The organism is Paenarthrobacter sp. NPDC092416 (assembly GCF_044755025.1).
In the GTDB taxonomy this organism is placed as follows: Bacteria; Actinomycetota; Actinomycetes; order Actinomycetales; family Micrococcaceae; genus Arthrobacter.
Genome location: NZ_JBIVQG010000005.1, coordinates 87,483 through 108,029 on the forward strand (window position 1 = coordinate 87,483; position 20,547 = coordinate 108,029).

The following is a 20,547-nucleotide window of genomic DNA, read 5'->3' on the forward strand; positions in this document are numbered from 1 at the left end:
CTTTCAGACCCAGGAGCCGCATTGGAAGAGAACGTCGAGCTGATTGCCACTGAGGACTCTCTTGCCGTCATCGGTAGCAAAGACGCAGTCAGGCGTTTCATCGACGCGACTGGGCTCTCGTCACTGGCCAGCGACCTGGAACTGCCTAGGCTTGAGACACTCCTTTCCTCGAGCGCCGTCGTGGCTGAGTCGGCTTCGCAAATCGCAGCCAATTCAGGCATGTACTTGAAACTGACAGCAAAGTCCGCAGACAAGGTCAAGAAACTGGGCTTGATGCCTACGAAGACTCCCGGTGTGAGTTACGCGATGCTAGGACAGCCAGGTGAGATCAGTGGCTGGGTTGAAGTCGCCTCCGGCGCCGGAGCGCTCATGACGAATCCCGCGGTCCTCTCCGGAATCTCCGGAATCATGGCCCAGCTTTCAACACAACAAGGCATGGCCGAGATCTCTGCCAAATTGGCGACCATACAGGAGAGCATCGACGAGACACTCCGAAAAGTCGATGATTCGGAAACGGCAAAGTTGGTAGGAATCGGTCAAACCATCGACCGGGCCATGATCATCCGCGCGAGGACAAGGCAGGTAGATCAAACACTTTGGTCAACTGTTGACCAATCCCATCAGATAATTGCCACCGCCCTTAACTTTGCCCTGACTCAACTTGGGAATGCCGCAAACAGGTTGGACCGCGCCAGCGTCGGCTCTCTGGCGAGAGCAGCGAATCTGGCAGAAGCGGACGTTCCCAAATGGCTTGGTGTCATCGCGCGCTGCTTCCAACTGCAGGATGCGATCGACATCCTCGAACTCGATCGAAGAATGATGGATAATCCCGAAGGCGCCGCCGAGTACGCGCTGGGCATGAAGGACTTCAGAGAAGGCCGCGAAAAAGAAGTCTCCAAGAAGACGAAGACGTTGCTCCAACGTCTTGACGCTGCTGCAGACAAGGCCAACGCCAGGATCATTTGGAGCCGAACGAAGGCTCTGGAACTCATCGAGTCGGCCAACCAGCTGGGTGCCGAGATTCAGGATTGCCACGGGCTCCTCGCCATAAAGTCCGAGCCCCGGTCTTGGGACGTCCGGGAGCTCAGCCCCGTCACGAACCTGGGCTCCAAAGCCGTACAGAAAACGAAGGACGTCGCTCCACTTGTGGGCACCGTAGCAGCGCTGTACCTAGCAGGGGCAGCGGCCGCGCGAGCGGCCGACAGTGAAGGTACTGCGGAGGAAGATGAAGTCAACGAAGCCTGAAGGCACCATCGGCACACCTCGCCAAGCTCACAGAGATTGGCTTGGAACTGATCCTGGTGACTCACGCACAGGATGCCCTGCGAAGGCTCGTCTTCGTCCACCTAAAGGAACTGCCTAGAGAACTCAACATAATCCTTCGATCTGGCGACAAACAGGGAAGGTAATGATGATTGATTCGCAAGATGGCCGGCCGATGAAAGTCGACGAGTTAAGTAAGCAGTACGCGGTCCATTTCGGTGTCAGCGGCTCTGTGCTGCTTCAGATAAACGCCGACGCCCGCGCTCGAGGGATGAGGGTTTTCGAAATCGACCTCTCGGGGCTCAGCGATGTCCCGGCCCTATGCGCGTACCTCGAGGCAGAGTTCATGTACCTCTACAGGACCGACAGGAAGTGGGGCGTGGCTGTTGACCATTGACCTCCCGCCCCTCAAGTGATTCCGACAGGTGAATTGGGTTCAGTCTGAGGCTGTGGCTTTTCAAAGGCTCGCCTGTCAAGGCGGCGCGTTCACGGAGAAGCTTGTTGGCGGCCATTTGTGCACGCCGAGTTCGGAGCGATGGAAGCTTCCTGTGCTTCCACTCAGAGACGAAGAGGTCGTTCTTTTCGTCGTTGCATTTCCTGCAGGCAGCCACGATGTTCCCTGGCGCGTGCCGGCCTCCTCGGGAGAGCGGTACGACATGCTCCATGACCAGACGCTCTGCGAAGTTGCCGCAGTAGAAGCAGCGTCCGGCGGCTCGTTTCAGAATTCGCAGCCATTCTTTTCCCGATACACCGACCGATCCCGGGTTGTTGTACTTGCGCGCCCGACGATTGGCACCCATGGCCACTCTTAGGGGCCGATTCGCCTCACGCCATGCTTTCGAAGTTTCCAGCCTCCTTGGCTGTGTCCGGTAGTAATACGCTCTCGCAGCGGCGACTCGTTGCAGTCGCTCCTTTTCATACCGCGCTGTGTCTTTGGCTTTGCCTCTTCCATCGATGTACGCCCGCTTGCTTGCTGCGTTGCTCTTGCATTCCCGGGAGCAGTATTCTGCATTGCTCTTCTTTCCCGAGATGTCCCGCCCGCATTCGGAGCAGCTTCGGGGAAGATACGGATTAATGTCCTTATGCTGCGGACTGAGCGAGGCAGCGTCACCATGCTTGGTCAACCGGAGATAGTGCCGCTGGCAGTAACCCTTGGCCTTCGGCTTGCCTTCGCAACCTGGGTAGATGCATATTGGTGGGTTTGGTGAACGCCGCTGCAGCCCAGGTGGATTCACTGCCCCGTACTTTTGCACCCGCTGGTAGTGCTTGGAGCACATTCCCTTGATCAGCTTTTTCGCCGGGCCACAGTCCTCTACGCTGCAAACCTTTTCCATATCGGCCACACTCTCCTCCACATGTTCGGCGCCTGCTCGGTACCCAACCTAAAAATGCCAAGCAGTCTGTTTCACGTTCATTTCGTAACCAGTGTGATCATGACGTGAGCCCACTTATGGAGGGTGCCGAGCACGCCTCCAACCTGCGCGTGAACATTCCGAATCCTTGTTTCACTCGTTCTCAAAGAAACTTTCGTGGTGGGCGCTGCCTGGTCACGATCAAACGCCCCCCGTCGAGCCACGGAGGTCCGGGACCCATCTAGGGCAATCCGAAACCCTCCTCAGCGATGGAGGCATGAACATGGCGTAGAGGACACCCAGCATTATGACAAGACCGTCAGGCCGGCCAGGCGGTGGAACCTCCGATGCATGGCGTTCGGCTTAGGTCATGACCGTACGAGAATCCTGCATTTGGTTGCGGACCTGCCCGTCGTCTCAGTCGGCAGATTGCAGTCCCGAGTAAGCCTAGGGCCGGGCGGCAGAGGAATTCTCCCAAGCCTGCCGTGTCATCGTGAACACAGCGGCAGAACAAATTAGGATGGCTGAGGCATCTGAACATCGGGGGAAAATTGCGCATAGAGAACATTCGATCTATCAAGAATTACCGCATTTTTCAGAACTGGTCCCCCAGAGCAGACTTCGCCGGCTTCAGCGATATCAATCTCATCTATGCCAATAACGGCAGTGGTAAGTCAACACTGGCATCCCTGCTTTCCCCTGCTCAGTCGCCTGAGGCATGGAGAGCTGGTGTCTCAATCGAGGTGTCCGAGACTGGAATCGCAGAGCCACGAACCGTGGTGTCTGCCAACGACGCTGTCTGGGATCGGATGTCAGTTTTTAACAAAGACTACGTGGCTGACTGTTTCGACTTCTCCGTTGGTGAGGCCAAGGCGCTGTTAGCCATCGGCAAGGTGAACGCGGACCGCGAGAAAGAGCTTAGAGCCGCACGGACGCGTTTGGACGATTTGTCGCGCCTGACGGATTCTCTGGCGAAGGACTCCAAGCACAGACAGGCAGGTCCTAGCGCTGTGCTGAAAAGTATCGGCACGCTCGTAACGTCCACTCTCGGTGGCGTGGACGGTTATGGACGAGGCTACGATGCCCGCACTGTCGCGAAGCGTCTACCCTTCGCGATGCCGCTCCCGGAACGAAAGAAGTTCAAGGCAGAGGAAGAGATAGCCAAAGCCCAGAGCACGTTCTTAAAAGAAGTAGACGTGCCTCGAATTTCTGCCACGGAACCATTGTCATGTTCCGATATCAGTGCTGTCATGGAGCGAGTCCCAACAGCGCGAATCATCGCAGCATTGGCCGAACAACCTGAACGCGCTGCATGGGTACAAGACGGCTTGGAGCTCCACAAAGGTGAGCATGTATGTGTTTTCTGTTCCGGTGAGTTGTCCCAAGAACGACTAGACGCTCTAAACCGGCACTTCGATTCCAGCACGCGTGAGCTCCAAAATGAACTAAGGTCCCGGCTCAAGCATCTTGGGGCCCTTGTCAGCTCACTGGGCACGGCGCCGTCGGCTTTTCCTGAGTCGGGTTTGCTCTACCCGGAGTTTCGGGCAGAATACGACGTACTTCGTGACGCACTCAAGACGCAAATCCAGAACGACGTTACCGACTTGGAGATGTTACGCGAGTTCCTAGAACGAAAGCAGCAGGACCTCCATGTTGCGGCTCCGCTGCCAGAGCGTTGGCGGAATAGGACTTTTACTAGTCCGGATACAAGTGGACTCCGGAAGATCCTGGCTGATCACAATGACCGAAGTACGAGGTTTGAAGCTGTTCGGGCAGCGGCGTGCCAAAAGTTGGAAGCCTTCTGGATCGGTGAGCAGCAAGCGGCATATACGAATGCCTTACGAGAAGCCACCGATGCCACAAGGGCTCTTGAAGCAAACGACAAAGCGATCATAGAAACTCGCAGAGCCATCAGGAAGCTGGAAAATGCCGAGCTCGACCCGGCGCCCCCAGCTGAATGGCTGAACCAGCGTCTTCACACTCTTTTGGGCAGGTCGGATATCAGGGTGGAGCCCGTGGAAGACAATCGGTATGCGATATATCGGCACGGCGAACCGGCACTGCACCTGAGCGAGGGCGAATGCACAGCTCTGGCTTTGCTCTACTTCGTGCGCAGTCTCAACACCGGAGGCCGGAACCGCCGTGATCAGATCGTCGTTATCGATGATCCCGTTTCCAGCCTGGACGAAAATTTTACGGTCGGTGCATCTAGTCTGTTGTGGTCGGAATTGGTCCAGCCTTCAGTTTGCTCATGCGGGGCACCGCAGGGTTGTTCATGTGGCCAAAAGCCTACGCGTGACTGTGGCCAGATCTTCCTCATGACCCACAATTTCGAACTTTTCCGGATCTGGTCCAACCAGCTCGACCGCCTCCAAAGCGGCGTTATGAAACAAGGACGTCGCTTCAAAATTCTCGAACTACAGGCACAAGGAAAGAGAGTTGAGGTAGGGGTTGCCCGTCGCGTGCCCACCTGGCGCGATTGGGGATCCGACCAAAACAAGGAGCACAAGGCGCTTCGAACTCGACTTAGATCGGAATACCACTATCTCTTTTGGAGGGCTGCCTCGACCTTGATCTCGGTCCAAGGCGACCCCACAATTGAGCACGAGATGGACGCGGCTATCATCCTTCCCAATATTTGCCGTCGCATGCTGGAGGGTTTCCTCAGCTTCAAGTTCCCAGCATTGATGGGTGATTTCCGACTCCAGATGCAGGCAGCTATAGATCAGTTAGATGATGGCCTTACTCGCCAGCGACTCGTCACCTATCTGCATCAGTACTCGCATCAGGAGCGAGTGGAAACTACACGAGGAGTCAACCGCCCCGAGGCCGTACCTGTTCTTCATGCCGTCTTTGAACTCATACGAAGCCAAGATGCCAGCCATTTTGGAGACATGTGCTCTGCATTGGAGCTGGATCCCGTCCTTTTGGCAGATCGGGTGCCCAATCAACTAAGCGATCTCGAAGCGGCGATAGCATGAAGCCTTTCGATGACGCTCCAGCCGAAGAACCTCGTGCCCGAACCGGACAGCAGAATGCTTTCCGCGAGCCGTCATCGGATCCCCAGCGTTGCTTTCCCGTGAGGGACTCAGTACATGCGTTTTCTGCAGCCCGGCAGGCCCGGGGCGGTCCCTGATCCGTCACATGAGCTTCCCGGTCCGAAAGGCGGGTTACGGGGGCCGTGAGAGGATTGGCCTCGACAAACAAACCAACAATGGGGGCACTGTGCAGCTTGATTTTCCGATCCCATCAGACTCAACCGGTCTGGAGAATCTGGTAGTCATGCTGGCCGAGGAGCGGTACGGCGAGGAAAACGTTCAGCGTTACGGTCGCTCGGGGCAGAGCCAGGACGGCGTCGACGTGGTGGCCCGAGCGTACTCAACAGCACGGCAGAGCCACTTGATCGGGTACCAGTCCAAGCGCGTCAAGGATTTCACCCTTGCCGAGGCATTGGCTGAGTGTGACAAGGCGAAGAATTTCAACCCCAAGCTGGACAATTTCGTCATTGTCGCCAGCATCCCTCGGGACAAGGCCCTGCAGTCTGAGATCCTTTCAATTCCCGCCTCCACCTATCCGTTCGACGTCGATATTTGGTTCTGGGACGACGTCAACGAGAAGCTGAACCGCAGTGCCGAGAAGGCCCGGCAGTACTACTCCAGGATCATGGAGGAAGCACAGCCGGCCGCAGCGAAAAGCCACGCGGAGGCACTGCGCCGGGCTCTGGACCGGCCTGCCTTCCGGGACGATGTCGACATGGACCGCGACTTGGATGAGCTGATCGAAGCTATAGCCGGTACCCGCGCATTCCTCCAGACTGGAATGCGCTACGACAATCGTAGAAATCTCATCGAGTCTGTGCCGCCTCAGTGGAATATAGGGGAAACCTGGTACGTGACTCTGGCGGACGAACTCGTCGTAAGCCTGGACAGGCTCTACGATTTCGCGGTGAAGAACAAGCTGGCACTCCTGAGGCCGGGCACGAACCCGGGACGGAAGGCCTGCAACGACTTCATGACCAAGCGGAATGCGGTGGTCGAAAAGGCGAACAGGGCCTTCACTAAGCTCGACATCCCCGAGCTGACCCTCCCCGTCTTCGGCACAGTCCCCCAGGGGGCACCGAGCCCGCGGCCCTAGGTTGACATCTCAAGATGTCAGTCAGATGCTGATTGCTAGGTGGACGGCTCCGCCGCAGTAGGTGAGTGCAGGTTTGTGTAGCGCGTTGCCAGGGCCGCCATTATATGAAGATATTGAAGTTCGCTTCGGCGTTTCTCGGCGCGTGTAGTCCTCGTTGTTAATTCCGGAGGTTTGCCGCCGGGGATGCACTTCGCTCATTGCTCCCAATCGGTAGCTCAACGTCGCAGCTACCTTCGTGGCCATCTGGGCCGAATCGCTCACACTCGAACCTCCTTCTTTGACAGAGCGGGCCACGGCTCAGCCAGCGGTCACCAAGCAGTTCAGCTGCCGATAACGGCGCATATGTTCGAATGCTCCACTCTTTGATTCCGGTCTATTCAGAAGGTACCCGAGCGGAGGGCCAAAGCGTCCTCTGGGACCCCTCTGGACACATTCGTGCCAGCGTTCGTATCCAAACACCCCAAACGGCGCTGTATCTCAACTGATTCGTCGCGTCTGCATCGCTCACACGACTAATCGTTGCGCCGCGTTCGATCTTCGAAGTTGGCGGAATCCAGTCATGGCGCAGGGCATGCCAAACGGCCATGGATGGCTAAAGCCCCCGGCAGAACGGGCTCCGCCGTTAATAGCCATCAACGCAAGAGGAGACTGGACAATGAATACGCTTTCGATCAAGGACCCCGCCGACATGCTCAGCTTCATCGGCCATACCCTCGGCTTCTGGCCAGAGGAGAGCCTCGTCTGCATCACCCTCGCCAACGACAAAGTCGGAGCCACCCTCCGCATCGACCTCCCCAAACAACCAGGCCACGAGATCACCTTCGCCCGCGCCGTCGCCGCCTACCTAACCACCGATGAACGGGCGACGAGCATGGTCTTCGCCCTCTACACCACCCAGGACCCAGAGCCCGGTGAAGCAAGGCCGCACCGTGCCACGATCGCCGCCCTCACCGGAGTCCTCGCTCAGGAAGGCGTCACCATCCGCGACGGCATCTACGTCAACGACACCACCTACTCCCCCTATGACACCCAACCGGCCCAGTCAGTAGCGTTCCCTCTAAGCACCACCGAATACTCCCAAGTCAACGCCGAATTCATCTACCGCGGCAGCACCTTCGAACCCACCAACAGAATCACCCTGCCGCCGGCGACCCACCAGCATGAGCACGCCACCGCCGTCGAACACCACATGAAAGCCATCCTCAGCGGACCACCAGCCGTAGCCACCCAAGACGCCCACAGACTCTGGACAACTATGCTCGAGACCAAGGACTACCCCACCGACGATGACACCCTGGCCCTCATCGCCTACTACCAATTCCCCCCCACATCCGCGACCGGCTCATGGCCGACAGCCCCGGGATCGACGAACCACCCGAACACATCCTCTTCGCACAAACCCACGCCGCCCCGAACTGGTCACGCATTGAATGGGCCAAACAACTGCTCACCCACACCTACACACTCACAGCCCCAGAACACGCAGCACCCATCCTCACCACCATCGGCTACATCAACTGGTGGGAAGGCAGAGGCTCCAAAGCCCACCAATACCTCCAACTCGCCCTCGACACGGACCCGGGCTACCGCTTCGCACGGCTCAGCGACCAAATGCTCGGAGCTGGCATCATCGCTGGCTGGAACACCAACAGAGACACCGCCTACAAGAACCCCCTCGACATGCCCTAACTTAGATGATTACGAAAGCAGCAAATGCCGAGAAACGGATTTAGGGCGAAACTGATCCTCGGAACGGGGCGCCAAGGCCCCTCGCCGTCGACTGTCCCGTAACCGCCAACTCGCCCCGCATCAACACGTCCCATTGCCGGTTAAACCACGGGAGTGGGAAGTAACTGCGAGAACTCCCGTCCCGATACGAAGCGGGGCGTTTCTACAGGTCAAACCGCCTTTGCGGTAATAGGGATTCTTGAGTTAGTAAGCCGGAATTAGTCTCTAGCTCCTGGTCGGGCACTTCGCCGTTCCAATGCGTGACTCACCATGCACGATTGCGCTCATCCTTTCCCGCGCCGTCCCAGGGTCTGAATCACACAACCCGGACTCTGAGCCGGCTGAAGGCTGGTACCCACGCGACGACAAGCGTAGCGTCAGAAATACTGACGACGAGGCATCAGAAGGCACGGTGATGGTGAGCATCCGTGAACGACCATTCCGATGTCGATCCTCAAAGGAGCCGCAATGGCTGGGTGGAATGCTGACACGGCGGCCGGAGCATTGGGCGCGGCCGTCACGCTGGTGGAAGGATCCAACTTCTGCATCTCGCTACCCAATGGCGACATAGTTCCCGGCCTCCCGCATGGGCTTTTTTACGAAGACACACGCATCCTGTCCTGTTGGAAGCTCTCGGTGAACGGACAGCCCGTTGAGGCACTTGCCTCGGACGTCAAACAGCCTTACCGGGTTCTCATTGTGGGTCGAGTACCACGCCGGGACGGGAGGGCAGACAGCCCGCTGGTCGTGGAACGACTCCGGGAAGTGGGCACTGGCATCACCGAGCAGATCACCGTCCGGAATTATTCTGGACTGCCCGAGGAATGTGTCATCGCGCTGGAAGTTGAGTCAGATTTTGCGGACCTCTTCGAAGTGAAGGAGGCGCGCGTGCAGCGCACTTGGCAGGAAACCAGGCAAGTGGAGGCTCACTCGCTGATCATCCGGGCAACGTGGCAGGAAATTGCCAAGGGCATCAATATCGACGGCGGCCCCGCCGCAGTGGTGACACCAGAGGCCGTGACGTACAGGATGACCGTTCCTCCGCACGGACAATGGAACGCGCAGCTTAGGGTGGCTCCGTGGGGCGTGGAAGGCGCTCTGCCCCGTGTGCACTTCGACAAAGAGACTCTCTCGCCAAGCGACCGTCGCAGGCAGGAGTGGGTGGCCAAAATCCCCGTGGTGCACATGGGCAATCGGTCCATCGAACAAACGCTGCGGCGCAGCTACGAAGACTTGGGGGCATTGCGGATCGAGGACCCAAAGCATCCCGAGCGCGTGGTAGTTGCTGCAGGGGCGCCCTGGTTCATGGCACTCTTCGGGCGGGACTCTCTCTGGGCCTCCACAATGGCGCTTCCGGTTGACCCGTCCTTGGCACTGGGTACGTTGCAAACGCTGGCGGACCTGCAAGGCAGTGCCGTAGATCCCATGAGCGAGGAAGAACCCGGAAAGATCCTCCACGAGGTACGCCTGGACGTATCCAGTGGCCTTGCCCTTGGCGGAAAGTCGGCATACTACGGGAGCGTCGATGCTACGCCGCTATTCCTGATGGTATTGGGCGAAGTCAGCCGCTGGGGTTTCGCCAAAGAGACCATCGCTGCCCTGCAGCCCCACGCGGACCGCGCCATGGACTGGATCTGGAATTACGGCGACAGAGATGGCGACGGCTTCGTCGAATACGCCCGCCTCAACGATAGAGGCCTCATCAACCAAGGATGGAAAGACTCATGGGACGGCATTAACTTCGCCGACGGAACCTTGGCCGAAGCCCCAATAGCGCTGAGCGAGGTGCAGGGCTATGTTTACAGCGCATGTCTAGCGTCGGCTTGGATGGCGCATGAGGCCGGCGACGAGGCCAAAGCCGCCCGACTCCGCGCCCGCGCTCTACGCCTGAAGCAGCAGTTTAATGAACGGTTTTGGTTGCCGGACAAGGGCTACTTCGCAGTCGCCCTGGACCGCTACAAGCGTCCGGTCGATGCTTGCGCCCCCAACATGGGACACTGTCTGGCCACCGGCATTGTCGACGACGACAAGGCACCCAGCGTAGTAGAGCATCTAATGTCCGATCGAATGTTCAGCGGCTGGGGAGTGCGTACCTTGGCTGACGACATGGACGCCTATAACCCCGTCAGCTACCACAACGGATCTGTCTGGCCGCATGACAACGCCATTATCCAGGTAGGCCTTATGCGGTATGGCTTCGTGGAGGAAGCACAGCGCATCTCGACGGCGTTGCTGGAGGCTGCAGAGTTCTCCGATGGCCGGCTGCCGGAATTGTTCTGTGGCTTCAGTCGGGACGCGTTCTCAGCTCCCGTGCCCTACCCCACTGCCTGCTCGCCACAGGCGTGGGCTGCCACTGCACCCATAATGCTGGTGTCCACTCTCATGCGCTACGATCCCGATGTATCCCAGGGCGGCATCTGGATGGACCCTGTCCTTCCAGAAAGTTACGGCGATTTGCACATCGCCAACGCGCCGGTCGGTGAGGGCAGGATCAATATCAACATTTCCGGCTCATCGGTTTCCGTAGACGGGCTGCCTGAGGGAATGGTCTTCCACCGCGGATACCTGCCATGGGTAGGCGATCTCATGGAAGGCGACCCGGACCGGGGTCTATAGGGGAGTTCGAATCAGTCGATCCTTTGGCGACCCAAGCGCGCGTAGATGTCGGGCCGCTTTGTCCGCAGGAAGAAGGCGTAGACGATGCCGCCGAAGAAAAGCGCGAAGGTGAAAGTCATGAAGATGGCCGTCATAACCGTTGAGCCCCCAATAAGCTCCGGGTAGTTGGCAATAGCCAGATAGGTGATAGCGCCCAGGAACAGCACGCTGATGAAAGGTGCGATGACCGTCTTCCAGATTGATTCCGGAGCGAAGCCGCGGCGGCGGATGAAGTACACCAGGACAGCGAAGCTTGTGATGAACATCAGAAGCAGCACGGCGAAGGTTCCGCTACCGCTGGCGATCGGATAGAGCACTTCCGGAGCCACGCCGATGACTGTAAACAGCACGATTGCTCCCGCCCACACAATACCTACGGCCAGTGCCGAGGCGTACGGCGACTTGTGCTTGGGATGCACCCTGCCCAGGATCGAAGGCAGCGCGTTGTCGGCAGCCAGCGCGAAGCTGTACCTGGCGGCGATGTTCTGAATGGATAGCATGCAAGCCAAGACGGACGTGATGAGCAGAATGACGGCGACGTCGGCGAAGATCCGTCCCATAAGGCCCACGAGTGCGTCATTGAAGAGATTCACTGTGTTGTTCTCTGCCTCGGCCTGGATCTTGTCCGCACCGAAGAAGGCGATGAAGGCCCACGCTGCCACTGCATAGAAGATGCCGATGCCTGCCACGGCCAAATACGTGGCGCGAGAGATGGTCTTGTCCGGGTTCTTGACCTCGTCCCGGTAGATAACGGTAGCTTCGAACCCGAAGAAGTTACCGACGGCGAAAAGCAGCGCCAGCCCCAGGGTTGCGTCAGTGATGGAGGGCAGGGCAAATCCTGCGCTCTGGACTGCCTCGAGTCCGTTGGCCGAGAACGAAACGACATCGAACACGACGATGATTGCCACTTCAAGCAGCATGACGATAGTGAGCAGCTTGGCCGACAAGTCGATGCGGTTGTACGCCAGCACGGTGGTTACGGCCGTAATGGCGATCGCATACCAGTACCACGGGATGTCCGGCCCGCCGAGGGTATTAACCACAAACCCCTGAAGCGTCACGCCGAAGAATGATGGCGCGAAAAAGCCGATAAAGATGTAGCCAAACAGCGCGAGGAAGGCGCCACCAAGACCTGCCGGCTTGCCTAGGCCCGCCGTGACAAAGGAGTAGAAACCGCCAGGACCTTGGACACTCCGGCTCATCTTGACGAATCCCACGGAGAAGATCAGCAGCATGAGCGTTACCAGCAGATAGATGGCAGGCGCTGTCTGCCCGCTGAACATCAGCAGGACCGGAAGGGTGCCGGCCACCGTGGCCAAGGGTGACGAAAAGGCCAGCACGTTCATGACGAGTTCTCCGACTCCCATGTTGCCGCTGAGCCGGTTTTGACTTGTCTGACGCGCCACCTGTGGTGCGTCAAGGGTGGTGTTATTCATGTAATCCTCATCACCGAATATTGAGTTCTGAATCACAGTATCGACGGGGCACAGAAGGGTGGTGTGCCATGTTGGGACAGCGCCGGCTACGCGCCGGCGCGGGTCCCGGCGCCGACTTCAAGCAAGGAACGGGACAGGGCCACCCCGTGGTCCACCACGCTTTCAAGCTGCGCCTGGCTGCCATCCCATGCAGTCCAACGCGCGGAGCCGTCGAGCAGCGTAAAAATAGCCTGGATGGTTTGCCGCGTGACCGCGAGTCCCATTTCTTCGGCCGCAGCGGCGTACATCTCCTGGTGCAGGCTCTGCCAAAAGGCCAGCTCTTCACGGAGGTCATCACCCAGGAACCCCGCCACCCTGTCCGAGGCAACCAGTAGGTTCCAGAGATCCGCCTCGGGCCGGCACAATTGCTGGGTGACGTGGAAACGGACAAGGGCCGCCCAGTAGTCACCCGCGCACGGCGTTACCTGCACCGCTTTAAGAAGGTCGCGGGCGAATCCGTGGGTGAACCAGAGGAGCGATTCGGCCACGATCTGCTCCCTCCCCTGCGGAAAAGTCGAATAGAGACTTGGCGCCTTCAGCCCAAGTTCGCGGCCCAGCGTACGCATGCTCACTGAGTTGTAACCGTTGGTGGCGGCCAGCCGGAGGAAAGCCACGAGGATTCGCTTCCTGGCGGGCGTCTGTGCCGACCAGTCGCGTTTGGACAGGAATTCCCATACAGCAGCGTTCGCCTGCTCACGCGGAGATGGACTCATTTCATCCTCAAAAGGGTCGTAACGGGATGAGTCTAACTAACAGTCGTTAGGTTGAGAAGACCTTAGCCACACAGAGTCGCCTCTCCCTATAAGGCAGTCAGCAAAACACTCCCGGACCCGGCCCACCACGAGATCGTCCGTGTACGCATCGCAGCTGGTGAGAGTCACGCCAAGCGCCGATAGTGTTAGGGAACCTTGGGGCACGGCTTTGATCCGCCGCCCGGCGTAGGCCATTTGGTGCCAGTCCCTCCCCCAGGGAACCTCGATCACGGCAGAGGCCGCAGGGGCTGCGAAGGACCTGACGGTGTGTTTGGTCCGGCAAAGCCTCCTGATCAAAGTTCGCGCCGGCATATCGAGCAGCAGGCAGGCTGTCGCCAGGTCCGGACCTGCAGCACCGCCAAATGCCACGGGCAACTCGTAGCTGGCTGGGGAGTCCTCCCACGTCCCGTACCGGGTCTGGGACGAAGCCGCCATGCCCGCCAATCCAAGACTGGCCAACTCTGCCTCCTGGCGTAAAAGGAAGCGGGCCGTAGCGCTTGGACCAGTGCCAGGAACAAACGCTACGGACCGCGGCTTGGGGGCTAGGCGCCCGGTGTTGGCCACGGCGAGGCATCGCGGATGTCGCGGCCTTCCGCCATGTCCTGGAGGAGTCGGTGAACGAGTTTCCCCGAGCGCTTCAGCTGAAGGTCAGTCCGTTCGCCAAGATCGGTTTCGTTGAAGTGTGCCGATGCCCGCAGCCATTCGACGTGCCGTCCTTGTGCGAGCTTCCTGTTCATCATCGAGATCAACTCTCAAAAAGTAATGGGGCTATTGGGTCCCTTCAAGCATCCGTCCCGGGGGCTTGGGCCAACCGTGTCAGTTTGGGACAGGGCTTATCACTCCAGGTTGATGCCCACAGCGAAGATGAAAATGCCGCTTGCGGCCACCAGGAATGCGGCGGCTCCCAAAGGAACCGCATGCACCCCGCGGAAGCTGGCCGTTGAATGCGCTTTCTGTGAGGCGCCAAGATGCCTCCCCGCCAAGCGCAGTCCAGCCGCCACCAGGATGAGGAAAATACCGACGTATGCCACCCTAATCCTCCGTCCATCGCGGACTCAGTGGATCCAGGGCAATCGCCAGGTGCTTGCTGGAGCGTTCCGGATCGATCTGTGAGACCTGCATGGCGCAGCTGAACCCATCCGTGAGGACCAGCTGCGCCCCACCATCGAGCGCCGGGACAATGGAGTGTTCGGCGACCTTCATGGACATATCGAAGTGCTCGGCCTCGAAACCAAAGTTTCCAGCCACGCCACAGCAGGATGACGACTCCACGAGGTTCGGCACGCCCCAGGCTTCCAGGACCCGTTTCTGGGCACCTGAACCGAATACAGCGTGCTCGTGGCAATGGGTTTGCAGCACGGCCGTTTCCGGCGGCAGCGTCTTCGGTTTCCAGCCGCGTTTGATGGCTTCATCAACCGCAACGGAGAACGAGCGGACCCTGGCCGCAACCCGCGTAGCCGCGGCACCGCCCACCAATTTGGGACCTTCGTCACGGATAGTGGCCGCGCAGCTGGGTTCCAGGACCACGATGTCCCGATCCGTGCCGTCATCGAGTTTGTTGATCAGCCTCGCCAGCCGCCGTCGTGCTCCCTCGCGTTGACCGGTGGAGATCCACGTCAGCCCGCAACAGGCGTCCGGCGTGCAACCCACGGAACTGCCCGAGTCCCGCAGCACCCGAGCCGCTGCCGGGACCACTTCAGGCCGGAAGGCGCGGGTGAAGCTGTCGATGAACAGCAGGACGTCGGCTTTGTCGGTGAAGCCTGCCTCGCCCACCCGCCTCCGGATGCGGCCGGACGCCGCGAAGGCCGGGAGCCGTCGTCGTGCGCTGACGCCCAACTTTTCGCCCACCCAACGGAACGGACGGAAACCGGTCCCCGCGTTGGCGATGGGCGCAATACGCGTCAACAGTGGCAGCCACCGCGGCAGCCAACCGATCGAATAGTGCGTGAACGGCCGGACTTTGCCGCGGTAGTGCTCATCCACCAGCTGCGACTTGGCTTCAGCGATATCCACGCCCGTGGGACAGTCGGCGGAGCAGGCCTTGCAGGACAGGCACAGGTCAAGGGCTTCCCTGACTTCCGGACTGGACCAACCTCCGTGGCTGGTGCCCTTGGTCCGCGTCAGTTCCTGCAGGACGCGGGCACGGCCGCGGGTCGAGTCTTTCTCGTCTTTGGTGGCTCGGTAGCTGGGGCACATGAAGCCGCCCGCGGTTGCCCGGCAGCGCCCAACACCAATGCATGCATGCGTATTGCCGACGAAGGGGCTCACCACGGGCAGGAGGCTGCGGTCCTCGGAAGAGGGTACGACGGCGGCACCCGGCACCGCGGCCGGCTCACCGTGCGCGGGGCCCGGCCGGGGCACGCCCTCCAGAGCCAGCGAAGCAGCGAAGGGCTCCGGGTCCACGATGATCCCCGGGTTGAGGATTCCGGCTGGATCCCAGAGGTGTTTGAACGCTTTGAAGATGCCCACCATGGCCGGTGAGTACATCACTTCCAGCAGTTCGCTGCGTGCCCGGCCGTCGCCGTGTTCCCCGGAAAGCGAGCCGCCGTGGGCCACCACGAGTGCCGCTGCTTCGCGGGTGAAGTTCTCAAACGACTCCCGGCCAGTGTCGCTTCGGAGGTCATAGTCCAGGCGCATGTGCACGCAGCCCGCACCGAAATGCCCGTACATGAAGGCTGTGTAATCGTATTTCTCCACGAGGGGCAGAAGCTCCGCCAGGTAGTCGGCCAAACGCTCCGGGGCGACCGCCGAGTCTTCCCAGCCGGGCCAGGTCTGGACACCATCGATCCGCCGGGATGAGAGTCCCGCACCGTCTTCCCGCACCCGCCAGAGTTTGGCGCGCTCCTGGGGCTCCGTGACAAGGGCGTGGTCCACAACCCGGCCGTCGGCTTTGAGTTTCTCCAGCAGCTGTTCGCAATCGGAGGCCGCCTGTTCCATGGTGTCCCCGGGGAACTCAACCATCAGGAAGGCCTTGCCCTGCGGGAGTGAGTCGACGCTGGCGGCACCCCGTCGGTGGCGCATGATGTCCACGATCGATCCATCCAGCCCCTCGATGGCACTGGGCTTGGCAGCGAGGATGGTCATCACATCACGGGCCGAGTCGATGGTATTCGCGTATCCGAGACACAGGAGCGCCGTGGTGCGGGGCTTCGGGACCAGCCCCACCTTTGCCCGCACCACAATGGCGCACGTGCCTTCGCTGCCTGCCAAAACGCCCGCCACGTCCAGGCCGTTTTCGGGCAGGAGGTGCCCCAAGTGGTAGCCGGAAACCTGCCGGGGAATGTTTCCCAGTTCGACCCGCAGTGGGGCGAGGTTGGCCTGGGTCAACGCCTTCAATCCTTCGAGAATTTCCTCCGCCCGGGTGACGGAGTGCTGGTCAACTGCGTCAACGGCCCGCAGGAAGTCCCGTCCGGCATGCAGGTGGGCGCCGTCCGCCGTGACGAGCTCCAATTCCTGCACATGCTGGGTCATTCGTCCGTAGGCCACCGAATGGTTGCCGCAGGCGTCGTTGCCGATCGATCCGCCGATCGTGGCCCGCGTCATCGAAGATGGGTCCGGGGCGAAGGTCAGCTCACCGCCACTCGCTTTCTCGACGTAGGAGCGCAGCTCGCCAAGGACGACGCCGGCGTCCGCCCAGACCGCCGCCGTACCGCCGTCGGCGTCTCCTACGGAGGTCAAGCCTCGCGAAAGGTCGACCACCAAGGACTCACCGATCGCGTTGCCCGCCATGGACGTTCCTCCGCCGCGCGGGGTGATGGGAACGCCGAAAGCCGAACATCCGCGCACGATGGCCCTGACGTCGTCGACGCTTGCGGGAAAGACGACGGCGGCAGGCCGGACACGGTAGTTGGACGCATCGTAGGAGTACTCGGAGCGCCGTCGCGGAGAGTCATCCACCTCGATGCCCTGTCCGCGCAACGCGACAAGCAGTTGCTCTACTTTCGTGTCTCCGTCGTCACCATGGGGCATGTTCGCCTTCTCCAATTCGTAGTGGTCCGCTGGAATTCTAGGCAGGCTGGAACCCCGGCGGAGTGTGCCAAAACAGTACGGGCACAGCGGAGAGGTCCGCTGTGCCCGTACTTTTGTCCGGAAGTGGTTACTTCAGAAACTCAGACAAATTGTCCTTGGTGATGAGCGTGAACGGCAGTGTGTAGCGGTTGTCCACGTTTCCGCCGTTTAGGAAGTCGGTCACTACCTCAACGGCCTTGACGCCCTGGCCCGCGGAGTCCTGGCGGACCGTTGCGGACATGGTGCCGGCCTTGATGTCCTGGAGCGCGGGTTCGGTGCCGTCGACGCCCACTACGGCCTTGAACTCAGCCGTGCGGCCTGCGTCGGCGATTGCGGAAGCCGCGCCGATGGCCATCTCGTCGTTGTTGGCCACAACGGCGTCAATCTGGCCGGACGGGAAGCGCTGGAGGGTGTCCTCCATGTTGCGCTTGGCGTCATCCCGGCTGCCCTTGGCCTGGAATTCAGCCACGATCTTGAAGTTCTTGTTGATGGTCTTGTCGAAGCCGGACTTGCGGCGGTCGGTCCACGATGCGCCGTATATGCCTGCTGCGAACACGAGGTTGCCGCCGTTGGGCATCAGCTTGTTGAGGTACTCGGCCTGCATCTGGCCGGCCACGGTGTCGTCGACGCCGATGTAGCTCTTGTACCCAACGTCCGATCCCTCCGCGAATTCGGTGGACAGGATGAACAGCGGGATGTTGGCTGCGATGACCCTCTTGGCCGCGTTCTGGCTGGCATCGCCATCCAGAGGCTGCATGATGACTGCGTCCACTTGGCGGGTGAGGAGGTCCTCAACCTGGTTCAGTTCGCTGCCAACGTCCTTCTTGGAGTCGGTGATGTTGAGCTTCACGCCCTTCTCATCCGCCGTCTTCTTCATGGCGTCCGTCATGTGGGCCAGGTCCGGGTCCTGCAGGTCAAGGACCACAACGCCGATGTTGTAGGTCTTGGCCGCACCCCCGCTGCTGGTTGCGTTGCTGCTTCCTGCGCAGCCGGTGAGGGTGAGTGCCCCCGCTGCCATCATGGCGACCGCCGCGGCGATCTTACGTCGCATACCCATGGTTGTTCCTTTCAGTGGTTTGTCTGTGCGCTTGGAGATTGTTGTGATGCGTTGTTTGTTGCTGGGTCAGTCGGACTTCCAGCGGTTCAGCAGGACGGCGAGGACCAGGATCACGCCCTGAACGCCTTGTTGGAAGTAGGAGGAAACGCCCATCAGGTTCATGCCGTTCATCACCACGCCCAGCAGGAGCACGCCAACGACGGTTCCGCGGATGGTGCCAACGCCACCAAAGAGGCTCGTTCCGCCAATGACGACGGCGGCAATCACCTGGAGCTCGTAACCGGTACCGGCCACCGGCGCGGCGCCGTCCAGACGCGCGGTGAGGACGAGTCCGCCAAGGGCAGCAGTGACGCCGCCAATGAGGTAGACGGTGAACAGTACACGGCTGGTGGAGATGCCAACCTTCTTGGCCGATTCCTCGTTGCCACCTACGGCGTAGACGTGGGAGCCGAACTTGGTTCGGCTGAGCACAAATTCGCAGATGATGGCGGCCACCAGGAAGATGATCACGGGAACCGGAATGGGGCCGAGAAAACCTGATCCCAGCCACTCGGCCGGTCCGCTCAGGCCGGAGACAACCTGCCCGTCAGTGATCACCAGTGCCGCCGTACGGGCTATGGCCATGGTGGCCAACGTCGCAAGGAAGGGGAGGATGGCTCCCCAAACCACCATGGCTGCGCTCAGGAAACCGACCAACAGCCCGACGCCAAGCCCAGCGATCAGAGGGAGCCAAAAGGCGCCTCCACTGGCAGGGGCAAGCAGGGCGAAGGTCATGCCGGCCAGGCCAACAACGGAGCCCACGGACAGGTCGATACCTGCCGTGATCATAATGAAGGTCATTCCCAGCGCGATCAGTCCGATGATGGACGACTGCCTGACGACGTTCACGATGTTGTTGAGGGTCAGGAAGTTCGGTGCCGCCGCGGCAAGGAAGACGAGGATCACTACGAACAGGATGATGATTCCGTAATCGCCAATGAATCGCTTGACCTTGGTGGCGGTCAGGCCTTCCTTGAGGTCGGCTGGCCCCAGCTTGGTCTTGATGTTGTCCATGGTGATGCTCATGAGTCGCTCCCGGTGGTAGTACCGCGCGCGGCCAGTGCATCCACGGTTTCCATTGCTGATGTGCTTCCGATTTTGCGGCGCGCCTCCGGGATGCCGCTGCCGGTGTCGACGTAGTCGTCCAAGGTGCCGTGCGAAATCAGGTGGGCCACTTGGGCTTCGGAGACATCTCCCACGCGGAAACGTCCCACTACCTGCCCCTGGCGCATGACGGCGAAGCGGTCCGCGACGGCGAAGGCTTCGTCCAGGCGGTGCGTAATGATGATGACCGCGATGCCCAGGTCCTTGAGCCGCTGGGTTACTTCAATAAGCTTGTCCACCTTGGCCACCGAGAGGTTTGCGGTGGGCTCGTCCATGATGATCAAGCGGGCATCGAAGGCCAATGCCCGGCCGATTGCCACGGCCTGCCGCTGGCCGCCGGAGAGTCGCTTGACCTTGAGGCGCGGGTTGATGGGGATGTCCAGGCGTTCCAGCACGCGCTTGGTTTCCGCTTCCATCTTCTTCCTGTCGATGATCCTCAGCAGGGGACCCAGGATGTTCTTCTGGGGCTCGCGGCCCAGGAAGATGTTGGTCCGGACATCGAGATTGTCGGCCAGGGCGAAGTCCTGGTAGACCATCTCGACACCTTGGTCCCGGGATGCAGATGGCGTGGGAAACTCGGTTTTCTTTCCGTCCAGCTCGATCGCGCCACGGTCGGGCTGGTAGACGCCCGTCAGCACTTTCATGAGCGTGGATTTGCCGGCGGCGTTGTCTCCAAGAAGAGCGAAGGTTTCGCCGGGCATGACATCGATGCTGACTCCGCGCAATGCGGACACCGCCCCGAATGTCTTGTGTATGTCCTTAAGGGCGACCAGTGGAGCTGTCGCCGGTGGTGCGTCGGTCATCTCATCCTCGTTTGATAGGGCCATGCAAATGAACCGGTGAAACACCTTTAGCGATGGGCCATCAAACAAGGTTGTTTGACTTTGCAGAATCCGGGGCAATTCGAAGAAAGTCCCGTAGCTGCGTGACCTTCGCCACACTGTTTCACTTACTTGAACTTTGGCGGATTGGAGAATGCG

Annotated in this window: 17 protein-coding genes and 1 pseudogene; 7 read left to right on the top strand and 11 right to left on the bottom strand. The window is 60.1% G+C overall.

What is annotated here, in order from left to right:
- Positions 1–21: 21 nt before the first annotated feature.
- Both ACIQC5_RS11545 and ACIQC5_RS11550 read left to right on the top strand, forming a co-directional pair.
- A complete protein-coding gene (locus ACIQC5_RS11545; RefSeq protein ID WP_400281950.1) occupies positions 22–1,245 on the top strand; it encodes a hypothetical protein in 1,224 nt (407 codons plus the stop codon).
- Between the two features lie 163 nt (positions 1,246–1,408).
- The gene (locus tag ACIQC5_RS11550; RefSeq protein ID WP_400281953.1) at positions 1,409–1,660 is read left to right on the top strand and encodes a hypothetical protein; all 252 of its coding nucleotides are present in this window, start codon (positions 1,409–1,411) and stop codon (positions 1,658–1,660) included.
- Here ACIQC5_RS11550 and ACIQC5_RS11555 read toward each other — a convergent pair.
- On the bottom strand, positions 1,608–2,597 hold the full coding sequence (locus ACIQC5_RS11555; protein ID WP_400282413.1) for an HNH endonuclease: 990 nt from the start codon (positions 2,595–2,597) through the stop codon (positions 1,608–1,610). The two genes, ACIQC5_RS11550 and ACIQC5_RS11555, sit on opposite strands and share 53 nt — an antisense overlap.
- Positions 2,598–3,166: 569 nt before the next feature.
- Here ACIQC5_RS11555 and ACIQC5_RS11560 point away from each other — a divergent pair.
- From ACIQC5_RS11560 to ACIQC5_RS11570, 3 genes and pseudogenes are all read left to right on the top strand, one after another.
- Complete coding sequence (locus ACIQC5_RS11560; RefSeq protein ID WP_400281955.1) at positions 3,167–5,596, top strand: AAA family ATPase; 2,430 nt, start codon at positions 3,167–3,169, stop codon at positions 5,594–5,596.
- A 244-nt stretch (positions 5,597–5,840) separates the two neighbouring features.
- On the top strand, positions 5,841–6,749 hold the full coding sequence (locus tag ACIQC5_RS11565; protein ID WP_400281958.1) for a hypothetical protein: 909 nt from the start codon (positions 5,841–5,843) through the stop codon (positions 6,747–6,749).
- Positions 6,750–7,437: 688 nt separating this feature from the next.
- A pseudogene (locus tag ACIQC5_RS11570) lies at positions 7,438–7,812 on the top strand (DUF4192 family protein); the annotation flags it as partial.
- Here the strand turns inward: ACIQC5_RS11570 and ACIQC5_RS11575 are convergent.
- Positions 7,807–8,067 carry a hypothetical protein gene (locus ACIQC5_RS11575; RefSeq protein ID WP_400281960.1) on the bottom strand — a complete coding sequence of 87 codons (261 nt, stop codon included), beginning with the start codon at positions 8,065–8,067 and terminating at the stop codon, positions 7,807–7,809. The pseudogene ACIQC5_RS11570 and the gene ACIQC5_RS11575 overlap by 6 nt on opposite strands.
- A gap of 26 nt (positions 8,068–8,093) precedes the next feature.
- On the opposite strand from ACIQC5_RS11575, the gene ACIQC5_RS11580 reads away from it, so the two are divergent.
- Positions 8,094–8,438, top strand: coding sequence for a DUF4192 family protein (locus ACIQC5_RS11580; RefSeq protein WP_400281963.1), 345 nt, complete (start codon positions 8,094–8,096; stop codon positions 8,436–8,438).
- A gap of 507 nt (positions 8,439–8,945) precedes the next feature.
- A complete protein-coding gene (locus tag ACIQC5_RS11585) occupies positions 8,946–11,093 on the top strand; it encodes a glycogen debranching N-terminal domain-containing protein (RefSeq protein ID WP_400281966.1) in 2,148 nt (715 codons plus the stop codon).
- An 11-nt stretch (positions 11,094–11,104) separates the two neighbouring features.
- On the opposite strand, the gene ACIQC5_RS11590 is transcribed toward ACIQC5_RS11585, so the two are convergent.
- The 9 genes from ACIQC5_RS11590 to ACIQC5_RS11630 all read right to left on the bottom strand — a co-directional run bounded on the left by ACIQC5_RS11590 (position 11,105) and on the right by ACIQC5_RS11630 (position 20,370).
- The gene (locus ACIQC5_RS11590; protein ID WP_400281969.1) at positions 11,105–12,568 is read right to left on the bottom strand and encodes an APC family permease; all 1,464 of its coding nucleotides are present in this window, start codon (positions 12,566–12,568) and stop codon (positions 11,105–11,107) included.
- 86 nt (positions 12,569–12,654) lie between these two features.
- Positions 12,655–13,320: a TetR/AcrR family transcriptional regulator gene (locus ACIQC5_RS11595; RefSeq protein WP_400281973.1), complete on the bottom strand. Its 666-nt coding sequence runs from the start codon at positions 13,318–13,320 to the stop codon at positions 12,655–12,657.
- Positions 13,321–13,356: 36 nt separating this feature from the next.
- Positions 13,357–13,794, bottom strand: coding sequence for a carboxyltransferase domain-containing protein (locus ACIQC5_RS11600; RefSeq protein ID WP_400282416.1), 438 nt, complete (start codon positions 13,792–13,794; stop codon positions 13,357–13,359).
- Positions 13,795–13,901: 107 nt separating this feature from the next.
- The gene (locus ACIQC5_RS11605; RefSeq protein ID WP_224166382.1) at positions 13,902–14,099 is read right to left on the bottom strand and encodes a hypothetical protein; all 198 of its coding nucleotides are present in this window, start codon (positions 14,097–14,099) and stop codon (positions 13,902–13,904) included.
- 96 nt (positions 14,100–14,195) lie between these two features.
- Complete coding sequence (locus ACIQC5_RS11610; RefSeq protein ID WP_400281976.1) at positions 14,196–14,390, bottom strand: hypothetical protein; 195 nt, start codon at positions 14,388–14,390, stop codon at positions 14,196–14,198.
- Between the two features lies 1 nt (position 14,391).
- The gene (locus tag ACIQC5_RS11615; RefSeq protein WP_400281979.1) at positions 14,392–17,328 is read right to left on the bottom strand and encodes an FAD-binding and (Fe-S)-binding domain-containing protein; all 2,937 of its coding nucleotides are present in this window, start codon (positions 17,326–17,328) and stop codon (positions 14,392–14,394) included.
- A gap of 127 nt (positions 17,329–17,455) precedes the next feature.
- Entirely contained in the window at positions 17,456–18,424 is a 969-nt protein-coding gene (locus ACIQC5_RS11620; protein WP_400281982.1) for a sugar ABC transporter substrate-binding protein, read from the bottom strand.
- A 66-nt stretch (positions 18,425–18,490) separates the two neighbouring features.
- Positions 18,491–19,489 carry an ABC transporter permease gene (locus ACIQC5_RS11625; protein ID WP_400281984.1) on the bottom strand — a complete coding sequence of 333 codons (999 nt, stop codon included), beginning with the start codon at positions 19,487–19,489 and terminating at the stop codon, positions 18,491–18,493.
- Positions 19,486–20,370, bottom strand: coding sequence for an ATP-binding cassette domain-containing protein (locus ACIQC5_RS11630; RefSeq protein WP_400281987.1), 885 nt, complete (start codon positions 20,368–20,370; stop codon positions 19,486–19,488). The genes ACIQC5_RS11625 and ACIQC5_RS11630 overlap by 4 nt, the downstream gene beginning before the upstream one ends.
- Between the last annotated feature and the right edge of the window lie 177 nt (positions 20,371–20,547).